This window comes from Gemella sp. 27098_8_149 (assembly GCF_041433745.1).
In the GTDB taxonomy this organism is placed as follows: Bacteria; Bacillota; Bacilli; order Staphylococcales; family Gemellaceae; genus Gemella.
The window spans coordinates 87,828-112,720 of the sequence record NZ_JAPWCB010000001.1; the positions used below are offsets into that span (position 1 = coordinate 87,828).

General features: G+C 29.4%; 23 protein-coding genes. All 23 read right to left on the reverse strand.

Going from position 1 to position 24,893, the window contains the following annotated elements; translation table 11 throughout:
- Nucleotides 1–28: 28 nt before the first annotated feature.
- The 23 genes from O3801_RS00450 to alaS all read right to left on the reverse strand — a co-directional run bounded on the left by O3801_RS00450 (nucleotide 29) and on the right by alaS (nucleotide 24,869).
- Nucleotides 29–532, reverse strand: coding sequence for a methylated-DNA--[protein]-cysteine S-methyltransferase (locus O3801_RS00450; protein ID WP_371453502.1), 504 nt, complete (start codon nucleotides 530–532; stop codon nucleotides 29–31).
- An 83-nt stretch (nucleotides 533–615) separates the two neighbouring features.
- Nucleotides 616–1,071, reverse strand: coding sequence for a signal peptidase II (gene lspA, locus O3801_RS00455; protein WP_371453504.1), 456 nt, complete (start codon nucleotides 1,069–1,071; stop codon nucleotides 616–618).
- A gap of 13 nt (nucleotides 1,072–1,084) precedes the next feature.
- Entirely contained in the window at nucleotides 1,085–1,729 is a 645-nt protein-coding gene (gene nth / locus O3801_RS00460) for an endonuclease III (RefSeq protein WP_294683310.1), read from the reverse strand.
- Complete coding sequence (locus O3801_RS00465; protein WP_294683311.1) at nucleotides 1,710–2,231, reverse strand: DnaD domain protein; 522 nt, start codon at nucleotides 2,229–2,231, stop codon at nucleotides 1,710–1,712. The genes nth and O3801_RS00465 overlap by 20 nt, the downstream gene beginning before the upstream one ends.
- A gap of 9 nt (nucleotides 2,232–2,240) precedes the next feature.
- The gene (asnS, locus tag O3801_RS00470) at nucleotides 2,241–3,527 is read right to left on the reverse strand and encodes an asparagine--tRNA ligase (protein ID WP_294683312.1); all 1,287 of its coding nucleotides are present in this window, start codon (nucleotides 3,525–3,527) and stop codon (nucleotides 2,241–2,243) included.
- 129 nt (nucleotides 3,528–3,656) lie between these two features.
- On the reverse strand, nucleotides 3,657–5,507 hold the full coding sequence (locus tag O3801_RS00475) for an exonuclease domain-containing protein (RefSeq protein WP_371453507.1): 1,851 nt from the start codon (nucleotides 5,505–5,507) through the stop codon (nucleotides 3,657–3,659).
- Between the two features lie 28 nt (nucleotides 5,508–5,535).
- The gene (locus tag O3801_RS00480; RefSeq protein ID WP_371453509.1) at nucleotides 5,536–6,696 is read right to left on the reverse strand and encodes a CCA tRNA nucleotidyltransferase; all 1,161 of its coding nucleotides are present in this window, start codon (nucleotides 6,694–6,696) and stop codon (nucleotides 5,536–5,538) included.
- Between the two features lie 60 nt (nucleotides 6,697–6,756).
- Complete coding sequence (locus tag O3801_RS00485; protein ID WP_371453510.1) at nucleotides 6,757–7,941, reverse strand: acetate/propionate family kinase; 1,185 nt, start codon at nucleotides 7,939–7,941, stop codon at nucleotides 6,757–6,759.
- Nucleotides 7,942–8,147: 206 nt separating this feature from the next.
- A complete protein-coding gene (locus O3801_RS00490; RefSeq protein WP_371453512.1) occupies nucleotides 8,148–9,143 on the reverse strand; it encodes a hypothetical protein in 996 nt (331 codons plus the stop codon).
- Nucleotides 9,144–10,279: 1,136 nt separating this feature from the next.
- Nucleotides 10,280–11,659, reverse strand: a complete 1,380-nt coding sequence (gene sufB, locus O3801_RS00495) for a Fe-S cluster assembly protein SufB (protein ID WP_040464531.1) — start codon at nucleotides 11,657–11,659, stop codon at nucleotides 10,280–10,282.
- 35 nt (nucleotides 11,660–11,694) lie between these two features.
- Nucleotides 11,695–12,123 carry a Fe-S cluster assembly sulfur transfer protein SufU gene (sufU, locus tag O3801_RS00500; RefSeq protein WP_371453514.1) on the reverse strand — a complete coding sequence of 143 codons (429 nt, stop codon included), beginning with the start codon at nucleotides 12,121–12,123 and terminating at the stop codon, nucleotides 11,695–11,697.
- On the reverse strand, nucleotides 12,113–13,339 hold the full coding sequence (locus O3801_RS00505) for an aminotransferase class V-fold PLP-dependent enzyme (RefSeq protein WP_371453706.1): 1,227 nt from the start codon (nucleotides 13,337–13,339) through the stop codon (nucleotides 12,113–12,115). Before O3801_RS00505 ends, sufU begins: the two co-directional genes overlap by 11 nt.
- Before the next feature lie 5 nt (nucleotides 13,340–13,344).
- Nucleotides 13,345–14,631: a Fe-S cluster assembly protein SufD gene (gene sufD, locus O3801_RS00510; protein ID WP_294681616.1), complete on the reverse strand. Its 1,287-nt coding sequence runs from the start codon at nucleotides 14,629–14,631 to the stop codon at nucleotides 13,345–13,347.
- A 1-nt stretch (nucleotide 14,632) separates the two neighbouring features.
- Nucleotides 14,633–15,373: a Fe-S cluster assembly ATPase SufC gene (gene sufC, locus O3801_RS00515; RefSeq protein ID WP_003145337.1), complete on the reverse strand. Its 741-nt coding sequence runs from the start codon at nucleotides 15,371–15,373 to the stop codon at nucleotides 14,633–14,635.
- A gap of 200 nt (nucleotides 15,374–15,573) precedes the next feature.
- Entirely contained in the window at nucleotides 15,574–16,509 is a 936-nt protein-coding gene (locus O3801_RS00520) for a C39 family peptidase (protein ID WP_371453516.1), read from the reverse strand.
- 12 nt (nucleotides 16,510–16,521) lie between these two features.
- A complete protein-coding gene (locus tag O3801_RS00525) occupies nucleotides 16,522–17,385 on the reverse strand; it encodes a DMT family transporter (protein WP_371453518.1) in 864 nt (287 codons plus the stop codon).
- Entirely contained in the window at nucleotides 17,378–18,523 is a 1,146-nt protein-coding gene (locus O3801_RS00530) for a glycerate kinase (protein WP_371453520.1), read from the reverse strand. Before O3801_RS00530 ends, O3801_RS00525 begins: the two co-directional genes overlap by 8 nt.
- Before the next feature lie 499 nt (nucleotides 18,524–19,022).
- Entirely contained in the window at nucleotides 19,023–19,883 is an 861-nt protein-coding gene (locus O3801_RS00535; protein WP_371453522.1) for a polyprenyl synthetase family protein, read from the reverse strand.
- Nucleotides 19,876–20,076: an exodeoxyribonuclease VII small subunit gene (gene xseB / locus O3801_RS00540; RefSeq protein ID WP_294681605.1), complete on the reverse strand. Its 201-nt coding sequence runs from the start codon at nucleotides 20,074–20,076 to the stop codon at nucleotides 19,876–19,878. Before xseB ends, O3801_RS00535 begins: the two co-directional genes overlap by 8 nt.
- On the reverse strand, nucleotides 20,076–21,332 hold the full coding sequence (xseA, locus tag O3801_RS00545; RefSeq protein ID WP_371453524.1) for an exodeoxyribonuclease VII large subunit: 1,257 nt from the start codon (nucleotides 21,330–21,332) through the stop codon (nucleotides 20,076–20,078). Before xseA ends, xseB begins: the two co-directional genes overlap by 1 nt.
- 13 nt (nucleotides 21,333–21,345) lie before the next feature.
- Nucleotides 21,346–21,741, reverse strand: a complete 396-nt coding sequence (nusB, locus tag O3801_RS00550; protein WP_003145384.1) for a transcription antitermination factor NusB — start codon at nucleotides 21,739–21,741, stop codon at nucleotides 21,346–21,348.
- Nucleotides 21,742–21,755: 14 nt separating this feature from the next.
- On the reverse strand, nucleotides 21,756–22,061 hold the full coding sequence (locus O3801_RS00555; protein WP_003145278.1) for an Asp23/Gls24 family envelope stress response protein: 306 nt from the start codon (nucleotides 22,059–22,061) through the stop codon (nucleotides 21,756–21,758).
- A 186-nt stretch (nucleotides 22,062–22,247) separates the two neighbouring features.
- Nucleotides 22,248–24,869, reverse strand: coding sequence for an alanine--tRNA ligase (gene alaS, locus O3801_RS00560; RefSeq protein ID WP_371453526.1), 2,622 nt, complete (start codon nucleotides 24,867–24,869; stop codon nucleotides 22,248–22,250).
- Nucleotides 24,870–24,893: the final 24 nt, after the last annotated feature.

Here is a 24,893-nt window from a genome sequence, read left to right on the forward strand (position 1 = left end):
TATTGTTGGACGGTATTTCATCCTTTAATTAATAATTATTATTATCAGATTCTAAATTTAATAGAAATTTTTTATTTTCAAGACCTGCAGCATAACCTGTTAAACTTCCATCTGCACCAATTACCCTATGACATGGAATAAAAATTAACAATGGATTATGCCCAACTGCCCCTCCTACCGCTTGTGCTGACATAGTTTTTATACCTCTTGTCTTAGCTATTATTTCTCCAATATCCCTGTATGTAATTACTTCACCGAAGGGAATTTCTTTGAGAACTTTCCAAACTGTTCTTCTAAATTCAGTTCCATAAAAATTCAAGGGGATTTTATCTATACTTGGGTTTTCACCGTTAAAATATTTTTCTAACCAAGCTATAGACTCTACAAATACATTTAATTCTTCATTAAATTGATATTCGTCGATGTCATTAGGGAAATATTTTTGATTTTCAAAATAACATCCGCAAAGACTTTCACCATCTGAAACCAAATATAAAAGTCCTATTTTGCTTTCATATGTACAATAATACATTTAAATCTCCTTTGTAGTTTTTTCTAATTTACTTAATTATAACAAAAAATGAGAGCATGACCTAAAAAGTCCGCTCTCAATTATTATTTTTCTTCTTCTTTGTAAATCTTATATAGTAAAAAGAATACTCCTACGCAAATAAAACAGTCTGCTAAATTAAAAATTGGAAAATCGTATCCAAAAATTCTAAAATCTAAAAAATCAACAACTTCATGTCTAGTTAATCGATCGATAAAATTACCAATTGCTCCACCATATATTAATGAAAATGTCCCTTTATCAAAAGCAGATAAAGAATTTTTTTGTTTTAATAGATAATATGATAAAATAGCCACAAAAATAATCGTAACAACTAAGAAAAATAAACGACTATCTTGTAGAATCCCCCATGCAGCCCCTCTATTTCTATGAGATGATATACTGAAGAAATTCGCTATAACTTCCTTACTTTCTCCTAATGAGAAATGATTAACTATAAAATTTTTACTAAGTTGATCTAGCAATATTAAAAAACACGCTAATATAAATATGATTATCATATAACTTCTCCTCTTATTTCAATACTAATAATTTTTCTAATTCTGGGTCAATAGTACGCTCACCTCTTGCAGGGAGTTTATATCGACCTAAATGAATTAGTTGATGATGTATTTTTCCCCAACTTTCCATAGGGAAAACACTCATAAGACTTTTTTCTACCTGAAGTGGTGTATCGGTTAAATCTGCTAATCCAAACATTTTTGCTACTCGTTCAACGTGAGTATCAACAGCAATCGCGGGAATATTAAAGCCAACAGATAGAACAACATTGGCAGTTTTTCTTCCTACACCAGGTAGTTTTTCTAACTCTTCTCTAGTCTGTGGAATCTTATAATCGTAAACATCCCTTAACATATTAGCCATACCAACTATATTTTTAGATTTTGCTTTATAAAGACCTAGTGTTCGAATATACTTCTCTATATCTTCCACCTTAGCATCAGCATAATCATCAATTGTCTTATAATTCTCAAACAACCCGACTGTTGCTCTATTTACATACTCATCTTTACATTGCGCCGATAAGAGAACAGCAATAACTAATTCCAAATTATTAGAAAAATCTAGTTCACATTCTACATCAGGAAATACTTTATCCAAATATTCCATAACTTTTTTTGCTTTATTCTTTTTTTGTCTATTTGTTAAACCAGTCATAACCTAAACTACTTCCACTTTCTGATTGAATATCTTTATTTACTTTGTTATTTAATATACCATTAACATAACTAATATTTTTAGACAAAGTTAATGCTTCATCTATCTGTTGTTTTGTATAATTTTTTTCAAACCAAGAAGTTACAATATCAATCTCTTTAGAAGTTAATATTCTCCCAGTTACTCGTTCTGTTAATTTTAATAACTCACGCAGAGTATAATAGTCTTCCTTATTATTAAAAACAATAAAATCTAACTTGCTTTCAGCTGAAATAACAATGCATCCTTTATTAACTAAATTATCAAGCATAGAAAAGATTTCATTTTCTGATTTATTTGATTCATTTTTAAATAAGTCTATTGAAAATGGTAAATCTCCTTGATTTGTCAAATAACTTATCTGAAGAAGAAACATAGCTTCCTCTCCAGATAAGTTATAAGATTTATAATTCATTAAAAAATCAGCATCAACTAAAAGACCTTTTATATTGATATTGATCATTTTGGACTCCTAAGGTGTTAATCTATTTAATAAGCGTGGGAATGGAGCAGTCTCACGAACGTGTCCGTTACCTGTAATCCAAGCTACAGTACGCTCTAAACCTAATCCAAATCCAGCATGTTCTACAGAACCATATTTACGTAGATCTAAATACCAACCATAAGCATCAAGATTTAAATCATATTTCTTAATGTTTTCTAATAATTTATCGTAGTCGTCAATACGTTGAGAACCACCGATGATTTCTCCATATCCTTCTGGAGCTATTAAGTCCGCACATAGTACTACACCAGGTTCATTTGGATCTTCGATCATATAGAATGGTTTAATGTCTAATGGCCAGTGAGTAATAAATACTGGTTTGTTGTAGCTATTTGCGATAAATGTTTCGTGAGGTGATCCGAAGTCATCACCATATTCAATATCATCAAATCCATTATCTTTTAGTAATTGGATAGCATCTTTATATTTAATACGTGGGAATTCTCCTCGAGCATTTTCTAGGGCTTCTAAATCACGACCAAGAACTTTAAGTTGTTCTTGACATTTTTCTAATACATCAGTTAATAGGTGATTAACAAATGCTTCTTGCAGTGCTAAACTTTCATCATGATTACAGAACGCCATCTCAGCTTCAATCATCCAGAACTCGATTAAGTGACGACGAGTTTTAGATTTTTCAGCTCTGAAAGTAGGACCGAATGAAAATACTTTACCAAATGCCATAGCTGTTGCTTCTAAGTAAAGTTGTCCTGATTGAGAAAGATATGCTTCCTCATCGAAATATTTAGTATTAAATAATTCTGTAGTTCCTTCTGGAGCTGATGACGTTAAAATTGGTGGATCTGTTTTTAAGAATCCTTCTTTTTCAAAGAAATCATATGTAGATTTAATAATCTGATTTCTAATTGTTAAGATAGCATGTTGTTTCTTAGAACGTATCCAAATGTGACGATTATCTGCTAAGAATTCTACCCCATGTTCTTTTGGAGTGATAGGATAATCAATTGCTTCTGAAATAACTTCAAAGTCTTCAATTTCTAATTCAATACCAGAAAGTTCTCTTTCATTTTCTTTAATTAATCCAGTTACTTTTAACGAAGTTTCTTGTGGTAAATGACGTAATTGTTGGTATCTTTCTTCTCCTAATGCCTCTTTTAAAGCAATAGCTTGAATAAATCCAGCTCCATATCTTAATTGGAAAAATGCAATTTTACCACTACTTCTCTTGTTCGCAATCCATGCACCAAGAGTTACTTTTTGACCTAGTTGTTCTTTTAAATTATTAATATTCAACTTGAAGTCCCTCCTAATTTAAATTATTATTGTATTCAAAAATTTTTAATATTCATAGTTATATAAAAACTATTTATATTATATCATAAATTTAATATTTTTTTAATTATGTGTTTTAATTTTTATAATTTATTGTTCTAAATCACGAATTAAGACTATACAATCAAAAATATCTTTCAAATAGTATCGATATTCTAATATATCCTTCGTTGCATAACATCTACAAGTTAAACGATTATTTTTTTTAACATCTTTATATAATTCGTTAAAATTTTCTTTAATAGAAAAATTATAAAATTTTATATAGCTTTTTTTCTCTCTTTTACTAAAATATAAGTCCTTATATTTATTACTTTCAAAAATATATAAAATTGACTCAGTACTTTTTGTATTGATTAACTCATCTTCACCATTTGAATATAAGTAGTTTGCTTTTGATTTCAAGTTTAAGTACTTATGCTTTCTAGCGTGGATTATATTAATTAAAGATTTAACTTTTTTATCGTTAACTACTGTAAGTTTCAAGCTATTTTCTTGATCAAGTATAATAAATTTATATGTATTCTTAGAATTTGTTAACACACTTCTCAATTTCTTCATAAATTTATAAGAAATCGGAACTTCGTTTTTATATTTTTTTATATCAATAAGTATAGCATCAACATCCTGTAATATAAAACTTAAACTATCATTATATAAAAACAAACTTTCTGAGATATACATTTCATGCAAAAATTTAACTAATCCATCTATATTATTTCTTAAATCTCTAATGTCCTTATTTTTTAAATTTTTAGAGACTGCTACATTCAACTCTACAATTACATTTTTATAGTAATAATCTTTAGTATTTATTGAATCTAATTCTCGTCCTAATATTTTTTTATGTTCAAAAATAAATGTATGATTTCTAAACATATCACTCTCTATTATATATTCTATAGATTCATAATTTGTTACGATGTTCTTACAACTCTGTGCAGCTTTATTCTTTTCATCAAAATAGTATGATTTTGAGCTAATAGAAACACCTTTTTTAATACCTTCAATATACATTTTTTCCAGATATAATAAATTAAGTTCTGAAAAATCACCAGTTTTTGTTTCTAATATCCATACGTATAATTTTATTAATAGTTTATCTAGATTAGGATCCTCTTTTTTCGGGAACAGTGAGAATACATTTAATGGTACATATGAACTTTTTTTCTTTATAATTACAAAGTCAGAAATATTAAATTTCCTTACATACTCTTCTTCGTCTATCGATGAAAATAGTATAAAGTTTTCTTTGTCATTCGTAGGCCTAGTTTCAAATTTTACTTTTCTATAATCCACTCCTTCGAAATGCAAGAAATCATTAAATTTATCCTTTGTGCTAGCTATATTTTCTCTACAGAATTTAGAAAATATGTACATATTAATATCAATTTTTTCTAATAAATCTTCAATCTTTTTATAATTATTATCACTAATAAAAGAAATTTTCTTTGCTATTTCAATAAACAATCTAACTGTTACTTTTACGTCTACTGCTGCATTATGATACCTTTCACCGGTGTAAAGGTCAAGAGAATTCGATAAATCAGAAAGTCTATAACTTTTTTGCGACGGTAAAAATAGTCTCGCTAATTCGACAGTATCTAGCGATTGTTTTGCCTTGTATTGAATTCCAACATCATGAAATCTTTTCTTTAAAATAACATAATCTGAAGGAAGACCATGACATACAAGAATATCATCTTTAATAAAATCATATAAATCATCAGCAACTTCCTCAAAAAATTTCTTATCTTCCAGCATCTCATTACTTATTCCCGTTAACTCAGTCACAAAAGTAGATACAGGCTTTTTAGGTTGAATATAGTAATTTATCGATGAAACTTCATTAAAACTTTTATCAAGCTTTGTTGCAGAAAATTGAATTATTTCCTTATCATCAGTTAACTCTATATCAACAATACAAAATAATCTATCCATAAATTCTCTCACCTCTCTTTCAAATCATCTATATATTATCTCTTATATTTAATAAAAAATCTAGTATATCTTTTTTATTATTATTTAATCTTCCTAATAAAATTTCTTTTTCCAATTTTAATGTTATACTTTTTATCCAAGGACCAGGATTTTTATTAATAGTACTTATGATTTCTTGTGACGTAATATCAATATCATTAAATGAATTTATAGTTAAAATACATTCATCAATATTATTTTCTTTATCATAACCAAAATAATCACATACAAACTTAATATTTTCACGATTATATTTATATAAAACTAATTCTATTGGAGTATTATTTTTAAACTCATGATTTATTAAATCAAACTGTTTTACTAATTTTATTTCTTTATTAGACAGTTTCAATGATTTTAATTTTTCAAACGAAATATCGTTAATAATAGATAGAATATACAAACTTTGACAGAATGAATAACTTGATAAATCTTGAACCTTATTAACCTCTTTAAAAAATGGAATATATGAATTAAGCTTACTATCTATTAATAATTCTAAACTCCTTAGATTACCTTTACCAGCTAAAAGCTTTTTAAATTCATTTACAATACGTTCAATAGATACAAATTTTATAAGTTCTGCATTTTTCTTAATAGCGTCTATTGTATTATCCTCAATTTCAAACCCTAACTTAGATGAAAAACGAAACGCTCTTAACATTCTTAAGGCATCCTCATAAAATCTCTCATTAGGATCATTTACAGTACGAATAATTTTAGAACTTAAATCTTTATCTCCATTATGATAGTCGAATAACTTCCCTTTATAGTCTAATGCCATAGCATTAATTGTAAAATCACGCCTATCAAGATCTTCTCGTAAATTACTTACAAACTCTACCTTTTCAGGAGAACGGTGGTTTGTATAGTCCTCTTCAGTTCTAAATGTAGTAACTTCATAACTATCACCATTAACTAAGATTGTTACTGTTCCATGCTGAATTCCGGTATCAATACTCTTACGAAACACCTTCTTTACTTCATCAGGTAGCGCATTTGTCGTTATATCAATATCAGAAAATTCTTCACCTAATAAATAATCTCTTACACAACCACCAACAAAGTATGCCTCATAGCCATTTAGATTAAATATCTTTAAGATATCAATAGCTCCTTTAAACTTATTTTTGAAGTTATTTCTTACCATAGCGTCCTTTCAAATTATTAAAGGACTGGAGAGAAACCCCAGCCCTTGTAATCTTATTTATTATTTAGATAAGTTATAAGTATCTCTAGCAATCATAACTTCTTCATCTGTAGGAATTACGAAAGCTTTAACTTTAGAATCTGCTGTTGAGATTTCTGCAACTTTTCCACGTACATTGTTTTTCTCTTTATCAATTTGTACACCTAGGAAAGTTAATCCTTCTAATACTTCTTCACGAACCCAAGTAGCATTTTCACCAACACCTGCAGTGAAGACAATTGCATCTACTCCGTTCATAGCTGCAGCATAAGCTCCAACGTACTCTTTAATTCTGTTGATGTATACATCAATAGCTTCAGCAGCGTGAGGGTTTGTATCTCTTACATCTTCAACGTCACGTAAGTCAGAAGATAGTGCAGATACACCTTTTAATCCTGATTCGAAGTTGAAAATACGTACGATTTCTTCAAGAGATAATCCAGTTTTTTGAGCGATGTAAGGGATAGTAGCTGGATCAATGTCCCCAGTTCTTGTACCCATTACTAAACCTGATAATGGTGTGAATCCCATTGAAGTATCGAATGATTTACCATTTTTAATAGCACAAATTGAAGCTCCGTTTCCGATGTGACAAGAAATTGTTTTTAGTTCTTTAGGGTCTTTTCCTAAAATTTCAGCAACTTTTTCTCCAATATATCTGTGGCTTGTTCCGTGTGCACCATATTTACGAACTCCATATTTTTCATAGAATTCTCTTGGTACTGCATACATGTATGTTGATTTAGGCATACTTTGGTGGAATGCAGTATCAAATGTTAATACGTTTGGAACTCCTGGTAATTCTTTTTGGAATGAACGAACACCTTTAATATTTGCTGGGTTGTGTAAAGGTGCTAAATCTTCGATAGAATCAACTTTAGCTAATTCTTCTTCAGTTACTAATACTGATGCATCATAGAATTCTCCACCATGAACGACACGGTGACCAACTCCTTCAATTTCTTTAACATCTTGTACAATACCTAATTTTGTTAATTTTTCAAGTAGCATTTCAATAGCCACGTCGTGGTTAGGAATATCTAATGTTTCTTTATTTTTTTCTCCGTTGAATTCGATTGTGAATACACTGTTTTCAATACCGATTCTTTCAACTAGTCCTTTTGTAATAACTTTTTCTTCAGGCATTTCAAATAATTGAAATTTTAAAGATGAACTTCCTGAGTTAATAGCTAAAATCTTTGTCATAAGTAAAAATCTCCTCTTAATCTATTTGCATTATATGTACTATTATCTCATTAAATATCATTAATTACAAGAGGTATTTAAAATTTTTTATAAATAAATTTACAAAAAAACTAATAACTAGAATACGCTATCTATATTTTAGTTATCAGTTTTTTCTATTTTTATTATTTTTCTTTTAATGCAAAAATATTTTAGTTCAATAAATATTATGAAGTATATGTACTACTAACTACATTCCAACCTCCATTTTCATAATGTTCCAATTGACCGTTTGCATTTACTCTATACTTACCTACTGTACTTCCATTTCTTTTCAAATTAGCATAAGCCAAATGATCACTACCTAACCAAACATCATATGAAAAATCAGAATTTACTGAACCTCTAGAATAATCTCTAATATATATGGCTCTAGCCCAATCCCCAACTTGAGAATCAGTAAGTTCTTTAGTATTTACAGAACTATTTTCTCTTAGAATAATACTTGTAGATGATGAACTATCTCTAGAACTATTTTTTGTTTTTTCATTTAAACCTCTAACTGTATAAGAGCGTTTAAATTCACCTTTTAATTCTAGTTTTTTTGCTTCAGCTGAAGTTTTACTTAAACTAATCGTAACCTCCACTTTTTCACCATTTTTTAAGTTATTAGACTTACTATAAGTAATTGTTGGCTCTTGTAAAAATTTAGTTATAGTAGGATCCTCAGTATCTAGCGTTGGTATTTTCTTAATATCAGCAGAAGCTGTGCCATCCCCATCAGTACCATAAGGTTTGAAATCTATCTCATATTGATTTAAATTAACAATAGCTTTTTTATCTAGTACATACTTAGTATATCCAAAGTATGCAGTAATTGCCAATAAACCTATTACTAAAAAGCTAATTAAAAATAAAACACCAGTTTTCTTTTTTTGTTTATCATCTTCCACATAATTAAAATTCGGAGGAAAGTTTTCTTGATTATACTGATTGTTGCTACTATATCCATTATAATCATTATTTTGAATATTATTATAGTTTGTATTCTGTGTTGAATAACTGTTGTTGTAATTATTCGAATTTGGTGAATACTGATTAATATAATCCTCACTATCATATTGATCAATATAATTCATATCTTGATATTGCTGATTTTGATAGTTGTTATTCCCATATTCATTTTTTTGGTTATTATAACTTTGATTATTATTTTTTACCATAAACAACCTCCTACATTCCAAATGTTATTTCTTATAATTATCTAATAAATAATATTTTTATTCATAATAATCTTAACATAAATCTCGCTATTTTTCTATAATAAATAATGACAATATTGGCATATAATTAACAGGAATAGAACTTTCAGAAAAAAGTTGACAATAAATATCAACCATATTTTAATTTATAAAAAATAGAAAAGAATGTGAAATTCCTTTAAAATTTAAGTATGAGCAAAAAATCAAGAAAGGAAATTTACATTCATAGTGTGTAATTATAGCAAATTTCTTAAAATAACGCTACAAATAACTGTCGAAAATATAAAAAAATTAAAATAGGTAGTTGCACCATCTGGTTTATTATGAAATATTGGAGGCTTCATCTAATTCTTATCCTCATTGTAAAGAATGTAAGATAACTAATGACAGTTATAGAAAAGTAAAGATTAAAAATACCTGCTATTTCTAGTCTTATACTTAAATAGACCTCGCTTTATATACAAAGGTTGCCGTAGTAAACCCTTTACCTATGAAATTACTTAAGTTAGGAAAAATTCTAATACCTCTAAAAATCTACGAGGTACCCGCATTAAAAGGTTATCTGAAGAGAATACTTCAAAAAAATAGTTGAGTCTTGTTCTATATCTACTTTTAGAAAGACCTAAAACCCTACCTGATTATATGTGCTTTGATGAGCTTTCCTCAACTTTGTATAGTGTAAGTATACACAGATGCATTAACTCATAGGATACAAAATATACTTTAAGAAAGGACCAATAAGATTACAAAAAACTACCCACTATGCCATTCTTATCACCAACATTGTAATGTTAAAGTAGTAATTATAGATATGAACTCTGGCTATAAAAGTATTATTAGAGGGCTTTTAACCACTATAAAGCTAAAATACTCCTTGTCTTCAGCTTGTTTACATCTGTAAAACATCAATCTATTCTCACTAAAAAGAAAGAAATAGGATTAAAACAAAAAAATAGGAGGAAGCTATACTACTAAAGATAGCATAGTTTCCTCCTAATTTTCAAAATCAACCGAATTTGACAAAGAACCAAATAACCTAGTAACCCCCAAAAAAATTATCAACTAGTCTTCAAGAGTATTCGATATAATCTATTTAATTATCCTATTGATCCTTCCATTTCAAATGAAATTAATCTGTTTAATTCTACAGCATATTCCATTGGAAGTTCTTTTGTGAATGGTTCGATGAATCCCATAACTATCATTTCAGTAGCTTGTCCTTCATCAAGACCTCTACTCATTAAGTAGAATAGTTGTTCTTCTGATACTTTAGATACTTTTGCTTCGTGCTCTAAAGATACGTTAGAGTTTTTAACGATGTTGTAAGGAATAGTATCAGATGTTGAATATTCATCTAAGATTAGAGTATCACATTCAATGTTTGAACGAGATCCTTCTGAGTTTTTACCAAAGTGAATCCATCCACGATAGTTAACTTTACCACCACGACGAGACATTGACTTAGAAACAACAGTAGATGATGTTCTAGGTGCTAAGTGAATCATCTTAGATCCTGCATCAAGCACTTGTCCTTCACTAGCCATAGCTATAGATAGCGTACTTCCACTTGCTCCTTCACCAACTAAAATACATGCTGGATATTTCATAGTTAATTTAGAACCTAAGTTTCCATCAACCCATTCCATAGTACCGTTTTTCTCTACAATCGCACGCTTAGTAACTAAGTTATAAACGTTCGTCGACCAGTTTTGAATAGTTGTATATCTGAAACGAGCATTTTCTTTGATAAATATTTCTACAACAGCGGCATGAAGTGAACTTGCTGAATATGTTGGAGCTGTACAACCTTCTACGTAGTGTAGCGAAGAGTTTTTCTCAATAATAATTAACGTACGCTCAAACTGCCCCATTTTCTCACTGTTAATTCTAAAGTATGCTTGAAGCGGTGCTTCTACTGATACATTCTCTGGACAGTAGATGAATGATCCACCTGACCATACCGCAGAGTTTAATGCAGCGAATTTATTATCATTAAAATCAACAGCTTTTGAAAAATATTCTTTAAAGATTTCTTCATGATTTTTTAATGCTGTATCTGTATCTTCGAAGATAATTCCTTTTTCTTCGAATTGTTTATGCATATTGTGATAAACTACCTCAGACTCATATTGTGCAGATACACCTGCAAGATATTTTTGTTCTGCCTCTGGAATACCAAGTTTTTCAAAAGTATTTTTAATTTCTTGTGGTACTTCATCCCATGAGCGTTCTGTTTTTTCTGATGGTTTTACATAGTATGTTAAATCCTCAAAATCTATTTCAGATAAGTCTCCACCCCATGTTGGCATCGGCATTCTGTAGAACTCTTTTAATGCATTTAGACGGTATTCTAACATCCATTGTGGCTCTTCTTTTCTTTCAGAAATAGTTTTAACGATTTCTTTTGTTAATCCTTTATCAGTCTTGAATATAGATACGTCTTTATCTGAAAATCCATACTGATAATCGGTAAACATTTCTTCATTTTTATTCAATGCTATCACTCCTTCTTCTATTTATTTTCTTCTAAAATTTTTTCTGTAATTTTCCATGCTAAAGTAGCACACTTAACCCTAGCTGGAAGTTGAGAAATATTTTGTAATGAAATACTATCTTCTAAGTTTTCTTCATTAAATTCATTTCCCATAATCATATTTAAAAAGTCTTTAATCTTGGCATTAGCTTTTTCTACTGATAAACCTTTTAATTCCTCAGTTAACATAGAAGCTGAAGCTAGTGAAATTGAACAACCTGTTCCTACGAATTTAATATCTTCGATAATATTATCTGCTAATTTCATACTAACTGTTATCTTATCACCACAAGATGGATTCAACATCTCCAACTTGTAACTACTCTCTATTTCACCATTATTTCTAGGATGCTTACTATGATCTAAGATTACTTGTTTATATAAACTTTTTAAATCACTAAAACTCATTTTCAAAAAACTCCTTCGTTTCTTTTAATGTTTGAATAAAGAAATCTATCTCTTCTTTTGTATTATATAAATATAGACTTGCTCTTGCTACTGAGTATGTTCCTAACTTTCCTAATAATGGTTGAGTACACTGATGTCCTGCTCTTATGCAAATACCTTTTTCATCTAAGAAACTCGTTAAATCGTGAGGATGAACACCTACCAAATTAAAAGTTATTAATGAAACTCTCTCTTCTGTATTTTTAGTTCCATAAATCTCTATATTATCTATCTTAGAAAGCTCATCATACATATATTCAGTAAGCTCTTTAGTGTACTTCTCAATATTTTCTAAGCCGATACTATCTAGATACTTAATGGCAGCTCCTAATCCTGCTGCTTGTGCAAGCAGTGGTGTTCCCGCTTCGAATTTATCAGGAAGAATTGCCCATGTTGCTGAAGTGTCTTCAACAATACCAATCATTCCTCCACCGAATTCAACCGGATCAAATTTTTCTAATAGATTTTTTTTACCATATAGAACTCCAATACCAGTAGGTCCACACATCTTATGTGCACTAAAGGCTAAAAAATCACAGTTCATCTTTTGAACATCAATCTTTAAATGAGGAACAGATTGTGCCGCATCTACTACAAAATAAATATCTTTATCTTTTAATAATTCCCCAATCTCAAAAACCGGATTTATATTACCTAATACATTAGAAGCATGACACATTGATACGATTTTAGTTCTATCTGTAATAAATTCTTCTAATTGTTTAATACTTATTCTTCCTTGTTCATCTAATTCTAAATACTTAAGAACAAGATTTTTACGTTTAGCTAGTTGTTGCCAAGGAATAATATTAGCATGATGTTCCATATAAGTAAGGATAATTTCATCTCCTTCACTTACATCTTGCTCTAAAATTCTAGCAGTAAAATTTAAACTTTCAGTAGTTCCACTAGTATAGATTATTTCTTCATAACTACTTGCATTTATAAACTCTCTAACTAACTCTTTAGACTCTTCGTATATTTTCTCTGATTCATTACCTAAGGTATAAACAGATCTATGAATATTTGAATTATAATTTTTATAGTAATCTGTAATAGTATCAATTACTTGATTAGGCTTTTGAGTAGTAGCTCCATTATCAAAAAATATCAAATCATTCCCTGATATCTTTCTTTTTAATATAGGAAAGTCTTCTCTATATTTACTAAAATCTATCATTTCTATTCACTCTCGTTGTTGTTAATTTTTTCATCAATAAGCACTGTAACTAGTTCTTTAATCTTATCTACTGTTAATTCTGAGATAACTGGAGATAGGAATCCGTGAACTAGTAATCTGCTAGATTCTTTTCTAGTTAAACCTCTACTTTGTAGATAATATAATTGTTCTTCATCAATACGACCTAACGACGCTCCGTGACCAGCCATAACATCATTTTCATCGATTAATAGCATTGGGTTTGCATCTGCCTTTGCTTCAGAAGAAAGTGTTAGCATTCTTGAACTTTGATAAGCATTAGAACCTGTTGCACCTTTAACGATAAATCCTACACCGTTAAATACAATATGTGATCTATCTAATAGCACACCATGTTGTAAGATATCACCTTTACTACTTAATCCTTGGTTAACTACTTCACTATTGAAGTAAGTTTTTTGTTCTTTAACTCCTAGAGTAACAATCTTAAGGTTAGCTTCAGATCCGTCTCCTAGGATGTTAGTTGTATTATCGTGATATACATCTGCCTCATCCATTGCAGCTACATTCCAGTTAATTAATGAATCTCTATAAGTTAAACCACGACGTAAAATAGTTCCACGTTTTTCACCTGGTTGGTTCGTAATTGAACTATAGTTAATTTGAGCTCCCTCATGTGCAACTACTTCTGATACTAAACTGAAAGGTGCCTTATCGTCTTTTTGGTTATTTACGTAGTTTTCAATAAAATTAAATTTAGCGTTATTTCCAACCTGAATAGTTACATGGTTGAATAAACTTTGTTCTTTATCAGAAATCACGATATATTGAAGTGGTTCTTCAATTACAGCATTATCCTTAACATCAATAAATAATCCAGCATTTAATAGTGTATAGTGAACAGCTGTTACTTTACTTTCAGCATAGTCAACAACACTCATAAAACTATCTTTAATGTGATCATCATTCATTGCAGTGAAAATATCTTTAATCACTACTTTATCAGCATATTTTTCTGGAATATTAATGTGAACAATAGTATTGTTCTTTTGAACTACAGCAAAATCATCACTATTAATACCATATTCAGCTATTTCTACATTTCCTTCATTTTCTAATCTTAGAGTTGAAAAATCAACATTAAATAAGTTCCATCTTTCTAACTCCATAGACTCTAATTTTGGAAAAGGTAGCGTATAACTCTTATATAAAGCTAATTTTCTAGTATTTAAAAACCAAGCAGGTTCTTTAGTGTTAGAAAAGATGCTTTGTAAAGTTTTAATACTTAGTTTTAATTTATTATTCTCCATATTAAACCTCTTCTTTTAACCAGTCATAACCTTCTTTTTCTAAACGAAGTGCTAGTTCAGGTCCACCTGATTTTACGATTTTCCCGTCCATAAGTACGTGTACAAAATCTGGTTCAATATAATCTAATAATCTTTGATAGTGAGTGATAATTAAGCAACCGAAGTTTTCTCCACGCATTTTATTAACACCTTTTGATACGATTTTTAAAGCATCGATATCTAATCCAGAGTCGATTTCATCTAGAATAGCAAATTTAGGTTCTAACATCATCATTTGTAATATTTCGTTACGTTTCTTTTCTCCTCCAGAGAAACCATCATTTACATAACGTTGTGACATTTTTAGATCCATTTCTAAAAATTCCATAGTCTTATCTAATTTTTTAATATATTGCATTAAAGGAATACTATCTTCACGTTGTGCATTAATTGCAGATTTAATAAATTCTGAAGTTGGTACTCCTGGCACTTCAGATGGATATTGCATTGCTAGGAATAGACCAGCACGAGCTCTTTCGTCAACTTCCATTTCTAATACTTCTTCACCATCTAATAAAATACTTCCACCATCTACTTCATACTTAGGGTGACCCATAATAGCTGACGCTAAAGTAGATTTACCTGCACCATTTGGTCCCATTACGGCATGTATCTCACCAGATTTAATTTCTAAATTAAGTCCTTTTAATATTTGTTTTTCATTAATTGATACTTCTAGATTTTTTATATCAAGAACTGACATTTTATTTCCTCCATCTTTTATATTTGTTGCGATTAAATCATATAAAACATTAATTATCGCAAATTACATAAGTATTATTATAAAGGTTTTCACATGTTTTATCAAATTATTGGTTCGAACAATCTCTTATTATACACTCCTGTTTATAAAAAAATAAATCCTCAAATTTCATTTGAAATTCGAGGATTTATCTATATAATTTATTTTGAAAATTCCCACATAGCTACTATTTCAGTTTTTAATTCGTCATAAGACCATTTTTTTAACGTTCTTGTGTAACTATTTGGATCATTAATTATAAATTTTCCTTCGTTATCTACTCCAGTTATCAAAATAATATGTCCTACAGTTGTAAACTTACCTGGATGCACAGAGGCGATAATTGGATTCCCTTTAGCTAAAACAGATTTCATTGCTTCTTCATTAAGTGATACTCCTGTTGATTTCACTCCATATTCTTTAGCAATATAATCGAAGAAACTCCATTTTGTACCCGCATCTGTAAAGTATCCGCTAGCATCCTCTTTTTCTGCAATGTTTTTTGGTGTAATTGATTTATCATCTAATATTCCACTAAGTGCCATAGCTACACAAGTTGGACCACAACCACCTATAGCCACATTTGTGCCACCTAATTTATCATAAGCCCAACGTTTATCCCATTGGATATAGTAAGGAAACTTCCTATTAATTTCAACTGTTTCTCCTTGTTCAAACGGTGTTGCTTTTTGACCAGCTAGATAACCAAGTACATATTGTGTAGCATCTTTATTATTAACTAGTAATTTTTGTTCAGCTTCTGGAAGATTTTCTCTTTGTAAGTATATTAATTGTCCTACTAGACTACCGTTAGCATTTTGAAGTAGATTATTCTCAACTCCACTTGGATTAGTAATAAATGGATAAGGTTGTGTTACCCCTTTTATACCATCTCTAGCATTAGCTACATTTTCTGTTTTTAATACATTAGTACTCTTATTTTCTTCTTTTAAAAATTTATTAAACCAAGCAATCTTATTTTCATCTTTTAAAAATTTATTAAACCAAGTAATCTTATTACTTTGAATAACATAAAGTACAACTGCACATAGAATAATGAATACTGTTGTCATTATTACAATTCTTTTTCTCTTCATAATTACACCCCTCTATTTATTTTTTATCACTAAAATTATTCCTACTGAGATAACTATAATATATCCGATTAAACTTTGCAAGTCTGGTAACTCACTAAAAAATATAAATCCTAATATTCCTGAAAACAATACTTGTGAATAATCAAATACTGATATATTTTTTGCCGCTGCATACTTATAAGCAAATGTCACTCCATATTGACCAATTGTAGCAGAAGCACCAGCTAATATTAGCATCGATAGTTGATACAATGTCATTACTCTATAATCAAAAATAAGATAAGGTAATAGTAATATTGTTGATAATGAAGAGAAGAAGAATATAATAAATTCACCCGAAACATTATGAGTACCTAAATACCTAACGCAAGTATAAGCAATTCCTGAACAAAATGCTCCTAAAAGTGCTGCTAGAGCTCCCATACTTATTAGACCCGCTCCAGTTGGCTTAACGATAAATCCTACACCAATAAATGCAATTACTATAGCAACAAACTGAAATTTTGTCATACGCTCTTTAAAAAAGAAATAGGATAGTATTATTATCACAAAAGGCGAAAGTTTTTGTATAATTGTTGAGTCTGCAAGACTAATATGTGAAATTGCATAAAAGTTAAATACTAATCCTATTGTACCAAAAATAGTTCTAGAAAATAGTACTGTCCACGACACTCTATTTGCAGGAAAATTAATATTTTTCCAATGTTTAATTAACGGTATTGACGATATTGCAACAGCTATAATATTTCTAAAAAATCCTTTTTGCATTGAGGGAAGATCACCAGAAAGTTTAATAAATAAAGCCATTAACGAAAAACCTATCCCTGACATTATTATGCAAAATATTCCCATCAATATATTATTCTTATTATTCATTATAAAACTCCAATAAATTAAATATCTGTAAAATCGTATTTTCAATATTTGCTTTAGAAACTTTTTTACTCATCGCAGTATCTAAAGAAGTGAATTGTCTCTGTATTGAGAATGAAACATCTATTAGCTTTTTATCTTCATCTGTTAAATCTTCTAATTCATCATCTAAAATACTACCTGCTAAAAAAATTACTTTCTTATTAAATCGTTTTGCGATTTTTGCAATCTCAATTGGTGCCTTTCCCATATAACTTTGTCTATCTATTTTTCCTTCACCAGTTACGATGATGTCCATTTTTTGAATAATTTCTTCTAATCCTAGATAGTTAATCATAAATTGTGAACCAGATTGAATAGTAGCATTACAAAATGTCATAAATGCAAAACCTAATCCACCGGCAGCTCCACTACCATCTTTTAAAGTATTATTCAAGTTAGTTTTCATATTAACTAAATTGGCAAATCTTTCTATGTACGAATCAACCTCTTGAAACTCTATTTCATTTAAACCTTTTTGTTTTAAAAATACATATGTTGAACCATTTGGTCCTATAAGTGGATTATTCACATCGCTAATTATAGTAAATCTAGAATTTTTTAATTTATCATTAACGAGCTCAGTATTAATATTTGAAATTTTCTTCAAATCATTTATACCATGTTTACAAGTAGCACCATATTTATCACTAAATTTAATACCTAACTCATTTAACATCCCTATTCCACAATCATTGGTCGCACTTCCACCAAGACCAATAATAAAATGTTCAATACCTTTGTCTAATAAAAAGGAAATCAACTTCCCTAATCCAACAGTTGTCGTAATATACGGATTTTTTTGCTCTTCAGTTAAATATTTTAGGCCAATTACCTCTGAAACTTCAATTACTACTTCTTTTTTCTCTAAATTAATAAGATAATTGACATCACATTCTTCGTGCGCTGCATTAATTGTTGTAAACTTTTCTTTATTAAATCCTTTAAAAATTGATAAAAATCCGTCACCACCGTCCGCAATTGGTTGAACTATTGAAGAGATATAATCATAATTACTATTTAATTTATCAGAAATAATTTCTCCAATCTCTAATGATGTTAACGATCCTTTAAACTCATTTACTGCTATCAATACTTTCATAAAGTTACAACTCCACTTACAAAATTCTTATAATCATTTAGTTAATTTTATCATTAAAAGCATATTAATTAAAGTTTTTAACTTGAAAAATAATATAAAAACATTTTCATTGATAAAATTTACACAAATACTTTAAATTTATTATTTTTTTTAGTATAATAATTATGTAAAGTATTTTTACTTTATGTTTAGGGTTTAAATTAGGACTCAATTTTTGATTATATCAAAAAATACAGTATTAATTTGTCAACTGTAGAAGCAAACTACTTTTAGTTTTACAATTAATAAGTAATCCTCATGTTTGTGCCAGTAATCTACAGTTAACATTTTAAATTTATTAGTTTATGAGATTCCTATCCCTAAAGTTAAACTAATATTATTACTGTAAAAAACCACGAAGTTTACCCCTAAACTTTCGTGGTTTTTAGTTTAAATCCAAAAAAATCAAGATATCCTAGAAAAACACGTTTTTTTCTAAGATATCTTTTTATTATCTATTTTATTTATCTCGCTTTAACAAATAATTAGCAAAGTCTTCTAATAAATGATTATTTAAACGACTTGCAATATTTATAGCATTGTGAGTATGCTGTTTTAATAACTCCTCACATTCTTCAATTCCATAGAAACTAAGATAAGTAATCATATCTTCATCACTTGGCAATTTTCCGATTTTCTCAAAATCACCATAGTAATCAAGAATATCATCTTTTATCTGATACGCTATTCCTAATTGTTGTCCAAATTCTTTAACGTCCTCTAACTCATCTAATTTATTCGCTACTAAGCAAGCAAAATCAAGAGGTAATTCAATTAATCTACCTGTCTTTAAGCTATGCATTCTTCTAAGGTAATCGGCATCAACATCATAGTTCTTTTGTTTAACATCATAAACCTGTCCAGCAATCATTCCCATTGAACCAGAATAGTTAGCGAACTGTTTAATTAGTTTAACCTTAAGATCAGGAGTCACATCAGCATCGCTTAGGACTTCAAATGCTAATGTTAACATAGCATCTCCAGTAAGAACTGCAATATCCTGACCAAACACTTTATGATTTGTAAGTTTACCCCATCGATAATCATCATTATCCATTTCCGGTAAATCATCATGAACTAGTGAATATGTATGAACTAGTTCAATAGCCAAAGCAATATCAAAATGTTTATTATAATCTATCCCATAGTACTTAAGTAAATATAAAAATGATAATGGTCTAATTTTCTTACCATCATTCACCAAAGAATACGAGATTGATTCTTTTAATATTTCAGGCATTTCAAGTTTTTCTATATAGTCTTTTGCGTAGGTATTAAGTTTATCTTTATTAGTTTCTATGAAAAGTTTAAAATTATTCATTGTCTTTAAAATCCTTAGTTAGTTTCGCTACTTCTTTTTCAGCATTTTCAATTAATTCATTACAATTTTTTATTAAATCTATTCCTTGTTTATATCGTTCTAATGAATCTTCTAACGATAACTTTCCAGATTCTAATTCTGCAACAATTTTTTCTAAATTCATTAAACTTGTTTCAAAATTTTCTTTACTCATTACTTAACTCCTTTATCGGATATATTGTTTACTTTACAATCGAAACTACCATCTACAAGTTGTATAGATATATCATCACCAGTGCTAACTTCTTTTACGCTTGTGATTTTTTTATCATTCAAGAACGCTACAGAATATCCTTTTTTCATAATATTCAGCGGTGAATTAGCTTCTAGTTTATTTATCTCAGTTGTAAAGTTTTCTCTAAATCTTCCTAATAAATCAATATTCAAAAATTTTTCGCTTGAAGATTTTAGTATATTCTGTTTATCTTTTAATAATAATTGTAAAGATTTATTTAACTCTTTTTCTAAAATTTCAACTTTGTTGTTATAATCTAAAAAAATTTTTGAATAATTTTTATAATATGGATTATTTTCACTATTAAGAACTCTAGTTTTATATGTCTGCAGTATATAATTAATAGTATTAGTTAATTTATCATAATTAAAAGATATTCTATTCTTTATATCTTCTATATTCGGTGTCACTAATTCTGCAGCCGCAGTTGGAGTCGAAGCTCTTCTATCAGAAACAAAATCTGCAAGAGTAGTATCTGTTTCATGCCCAATTCCTGTAACTATCGGTGTTTTACAATTGAAAATTGCCCTGATAACCTCTTCAGTATTAAAACTCCATAAATCCTCAATAGATCCACCACCACGACCTAAGATTATTACATCATTGTTTCCATCATCAGCTAGTTTAATATTTTTAACAATATCTTGGACTGAGTTTTCTCCTTGTACCAAAGTTGAATAAATATTAATTTTTGCGATAGGAAAACGTCTTTGAATTGTTCTTGTAATATCTTGAACCGCAGCTCCTGTTTTAGCCGTAACCACTGCAATGTTTTGACTAAAACTTGGAATCCTCTTCTTATATTGAGGAGAAAATAGACCTTCTTTCTCGAGTTTTTCTTTCAATTCTAAAAACTTCTGATACAGTTCTCCTATCCTATCTTTTTTCATATCAAGAACAACTAAGTTTACTTCTCCACGTTTTAAATAGAAGTCAACTTTAGTCTTAATAAGTACAGTATCACCATCTTTAAAGTCTTTAGATCTTGCTCCAAACCAATTTGCTCGAATTACTGAATTTTCATCCTTTATTGAAAAGTAAATGTTATTACCATGGGGCTTAAAATTTGATATTTCACCTTTTATATATACTTCACCTAAGTATGGATCTAATTTAAACTTACGTTCAATATATTTATTTAATGCTGTGACGGTTAGATATGTTTTTTCTTCCATCTAACTTTACCTCTTATTTTGTTGAGTTTTCTACAATTCCTTTTAATACTCCATTGATAAATTTATAACTTTCATCCTTTTCACTATATTTTTTTGAAAGTTCAACAGCTTCATTAATTGAAACTTTATAAGGAATATCACTGTATAGTATTTCATATGCAGAAATACGTAAGATTTGTCTATCCATTTTTGAAAGACGTTCTAATTTCCAATCTTTTAAATTATTAGAAATAATTTCATCAATTTCTTCTTTCTTTTCTAATATTTCTGTTAATGTTTTATTAACATAAATACTAGTTGAAATTTCTTCTTGTTCTAAATCTAAAAGTTCTATAAAATCTAATTCCGTATTTTCAACTTGGAATAAAATTTTAAAAACTGCTTCTCTAAGTTCGTGTCTGCTCTTCATTTATATCTCCTAAATTAAAAATCAATTCCTATAATATTAACATTAACCGTTTTAGTGCTAATTTCTGTCATATTAAAAATAGAATTTCTAACATTCTCTTGAATTTTTCTAGCTGTTTTAGTTACTGAATATCCAGCTTTTAAGTTACAATACACATCAATAATTAATTCTGTACCTGCAAATTCTAATTCAACTCCACGTGAGTATACTTTTTTTCCTAATAATTTAGAAACACCCTCTACCTCAGTTGTTGCAATATTAGCGATAACTTCTAAAGCACTTGGGTTGATTTCTACTTTTCCTAATTTTTTTGTTTCCATTTACTTATCCTCCAAAATTATATTTAATATTAAAGCAATCTAATATTAAATTATTATTTGTCCATAATAATCCTATTAATTATACCATATTTTCAGAGAAAAAGGGAGAGATTACCTCAAAATAGTTATTGTTGAAAATACTATTTTATCTAGGTAATCCCTTCCTTATGATTTATGTATTAGTAATTAAATATTAGCTAATAATTCTTCGAATGCTTTATCGATATTGTCTTTATTCTTAGCTCCTGCTTGAGCCATATCTGGACGTCCACCACCACGTCCATCACATACTGTAGCTAGCACGTTTACTAGTTTTCCAGCATTGTATTTATCAGTGATAGCTTTATCTACAGCTACAACAAAGTTTACTTTATCTTCATTTACAGAAGCAAAGGCAATAACATAGTTTTCTAATTTAGACTTAGCGTTGTCAACAAGTTGTTTTAAGTGATTCATGTTTTCAGATTCAACAACACTTGTAAGTACGTTAACACCATTAACTTCTTTAATATTATTTACTAAGTTGTTTAATTCAGCATTAGCAATTTTTTGTTGTAAACTTTCTTTTTCTTTAGATAGTTTCTTAATATCAGATTGTAATGCAGATACTTTTTCTACTACATTTGACGCATTAGCTTTTGTTAATTTTTCAACAGAACGTAAAGTTTCTTCTTGCTCTCCTAGGTATTCGTATGCAGCTTTTCCAGTTAGAGCTTCAATTCTACGAACCCCTGCAGCTACACCTGATTCAGAAACAATCTTGAAGATACCTACTTCAGCACTATTAGCATTATGAGTTCCTCCACATAGTTCGATTGAGTAATCACCAATAGAAACAACACGTACAACATCTCCGTATTTTTCACCGAATAATGCTTGAGCACCAAGTTTTCTAGCTTCAGCTATTGGCATTTCTTCTGTTTTGATTTCTAACGCATTCCAAATTTGTTTGTTTACTTCTTGCTCAACTTTTTCAATTTCTTCTTTTGTAAGTGGAGCGAAGTGAGTAATATCAAATCGTAATTTTTCATCAGTTACTAGAGATCCTGCTTGTTTAATGTGAGATCCAACTTCATGACGAAGAGCTTCATTTAATAAGTGAGTTGCAGTATGGTTTTTCTCAACATTTAATCTATAAGCTCTATTAACTTCTAGCTTGTATTCTTTACCAACTACTAATTCACCCTCTACTACTTTAACAAAGTGAATGTGACGTTTATCAGGAAGTTTCTTAACATCAACAACTTCAGCTTTGAATCCTTCAGCTGTTACTAAACCTTTATCCGCAACTTGACCTCCACTTTCCGCGTAGAATGGAGTTTTATCAAATACAACTTTTACAATTTCTTCACCTTTGTAGTTTTCTAATAGATTATCTTCTTTATCAACTATTGCTAGTACTTTACCTTCATCTGTAAGGTTAGTGTAACCTGTAAATTCGCTATCTCCTACTATTCTGCTGTATAGGTCAGATTGTACTTGCATTGAAGAATCGTCTTGACGTGAAGAACGAGCACGCTCTTTTTGTTTTTCCATTTCTTCATTGAATCCATCGATATCTACAGTTAATCCTAATTCTTCAGCATACTCTTCTGTTAATTCAATTGGGAAACCAAATGTATCATAAAGTTTAAATGCATCTTTACCAGAGATTACTTTAGTAGTGTCTTTAACTTCTTTAGCAATATTGTTTAAGATAGCTTCACCTTCATTTAGTGTTTCATGGAATCTATCTTCTTCTTTTAGAATTACATCTTTAACAAAGTTTGCGCTTTCTTTAACGTTTGGATAATAGTCTTCCATAATTTCAGCAACTACATCAGTTAGTTTATACATGAATGAGTTATTTAAACCTAAAACTTTTGCAAATCGTACAGCACGACGTAATAATCTTCTTAAGATATATCCACGTCCTTCATTTGATGGTAAAGCTCCATCAGCAATAGCGAATGCTACAGTTCTGATGTGGTCAGCGATAACTTTAAATGCTACATCTTGTTCAGCATTTACACCGTATTTAGCACCTGAAAGTTTTTCAATTTCTCTAATAATTGGGATAAATAAATCTGTATCAAAGTTAGTTGGAACATCTTGTAATACAGAAACAATTCTTTCTAACCCCATCCCTGTATCTATGTTTTTCGCTGGAAGTTCTGTATATGTACCATCAGCATTGTGGTTATATTGACTGAATACTACATTCCATACTTCAAGATATCTATCGTTTTCCCCACCTGGATACATTTCTTCTTTTGGAGACCATGTATCAGCATCTTCTCCACGGTCATAGAAGATTTCTGTATTTGGTCCAGATGGTCCTTCACCGATATCCCAGAAGTTACCTTCAATACGAATAATTCTTTCTTCAGGTAATCCAATAACATTGTGCCATAAATCATATGCTTCCGTATCTTCAGGGTGAATTGTTACTGATAATTTTTCTTTTTCTAATCCTAACCATTTCTCAGAAGTTAAAAATTCCCAAGCCCAAGGTACTGCTTCGTTTTTGAAGTAGTCACCGATTGAGAAGTTACCTAACATCTCGAAGAATGTGTGGTGACGTGCAGTTTTCCCTACATTTTCAATATCATTTGTTCTAATTGATTTTTGTGAGTTAGTAATTCTTGGATTTTCAGGTATTTCTCTACCATCAAAATATTTTTTAAGAGTAGCTACTCCTGAGTTAATCCATAGTAAAGTTGGATCGTCTACTGGTACTAAAGAAGCACTTGGTTCAATTTTGTGCCCTTTTTCTACGAAGAAATCTAAATACATTCTTCTAATTTGTGTTGATGTTAGTTGTTTCATTAATTTTTCTCCTTTCAAGCTAAC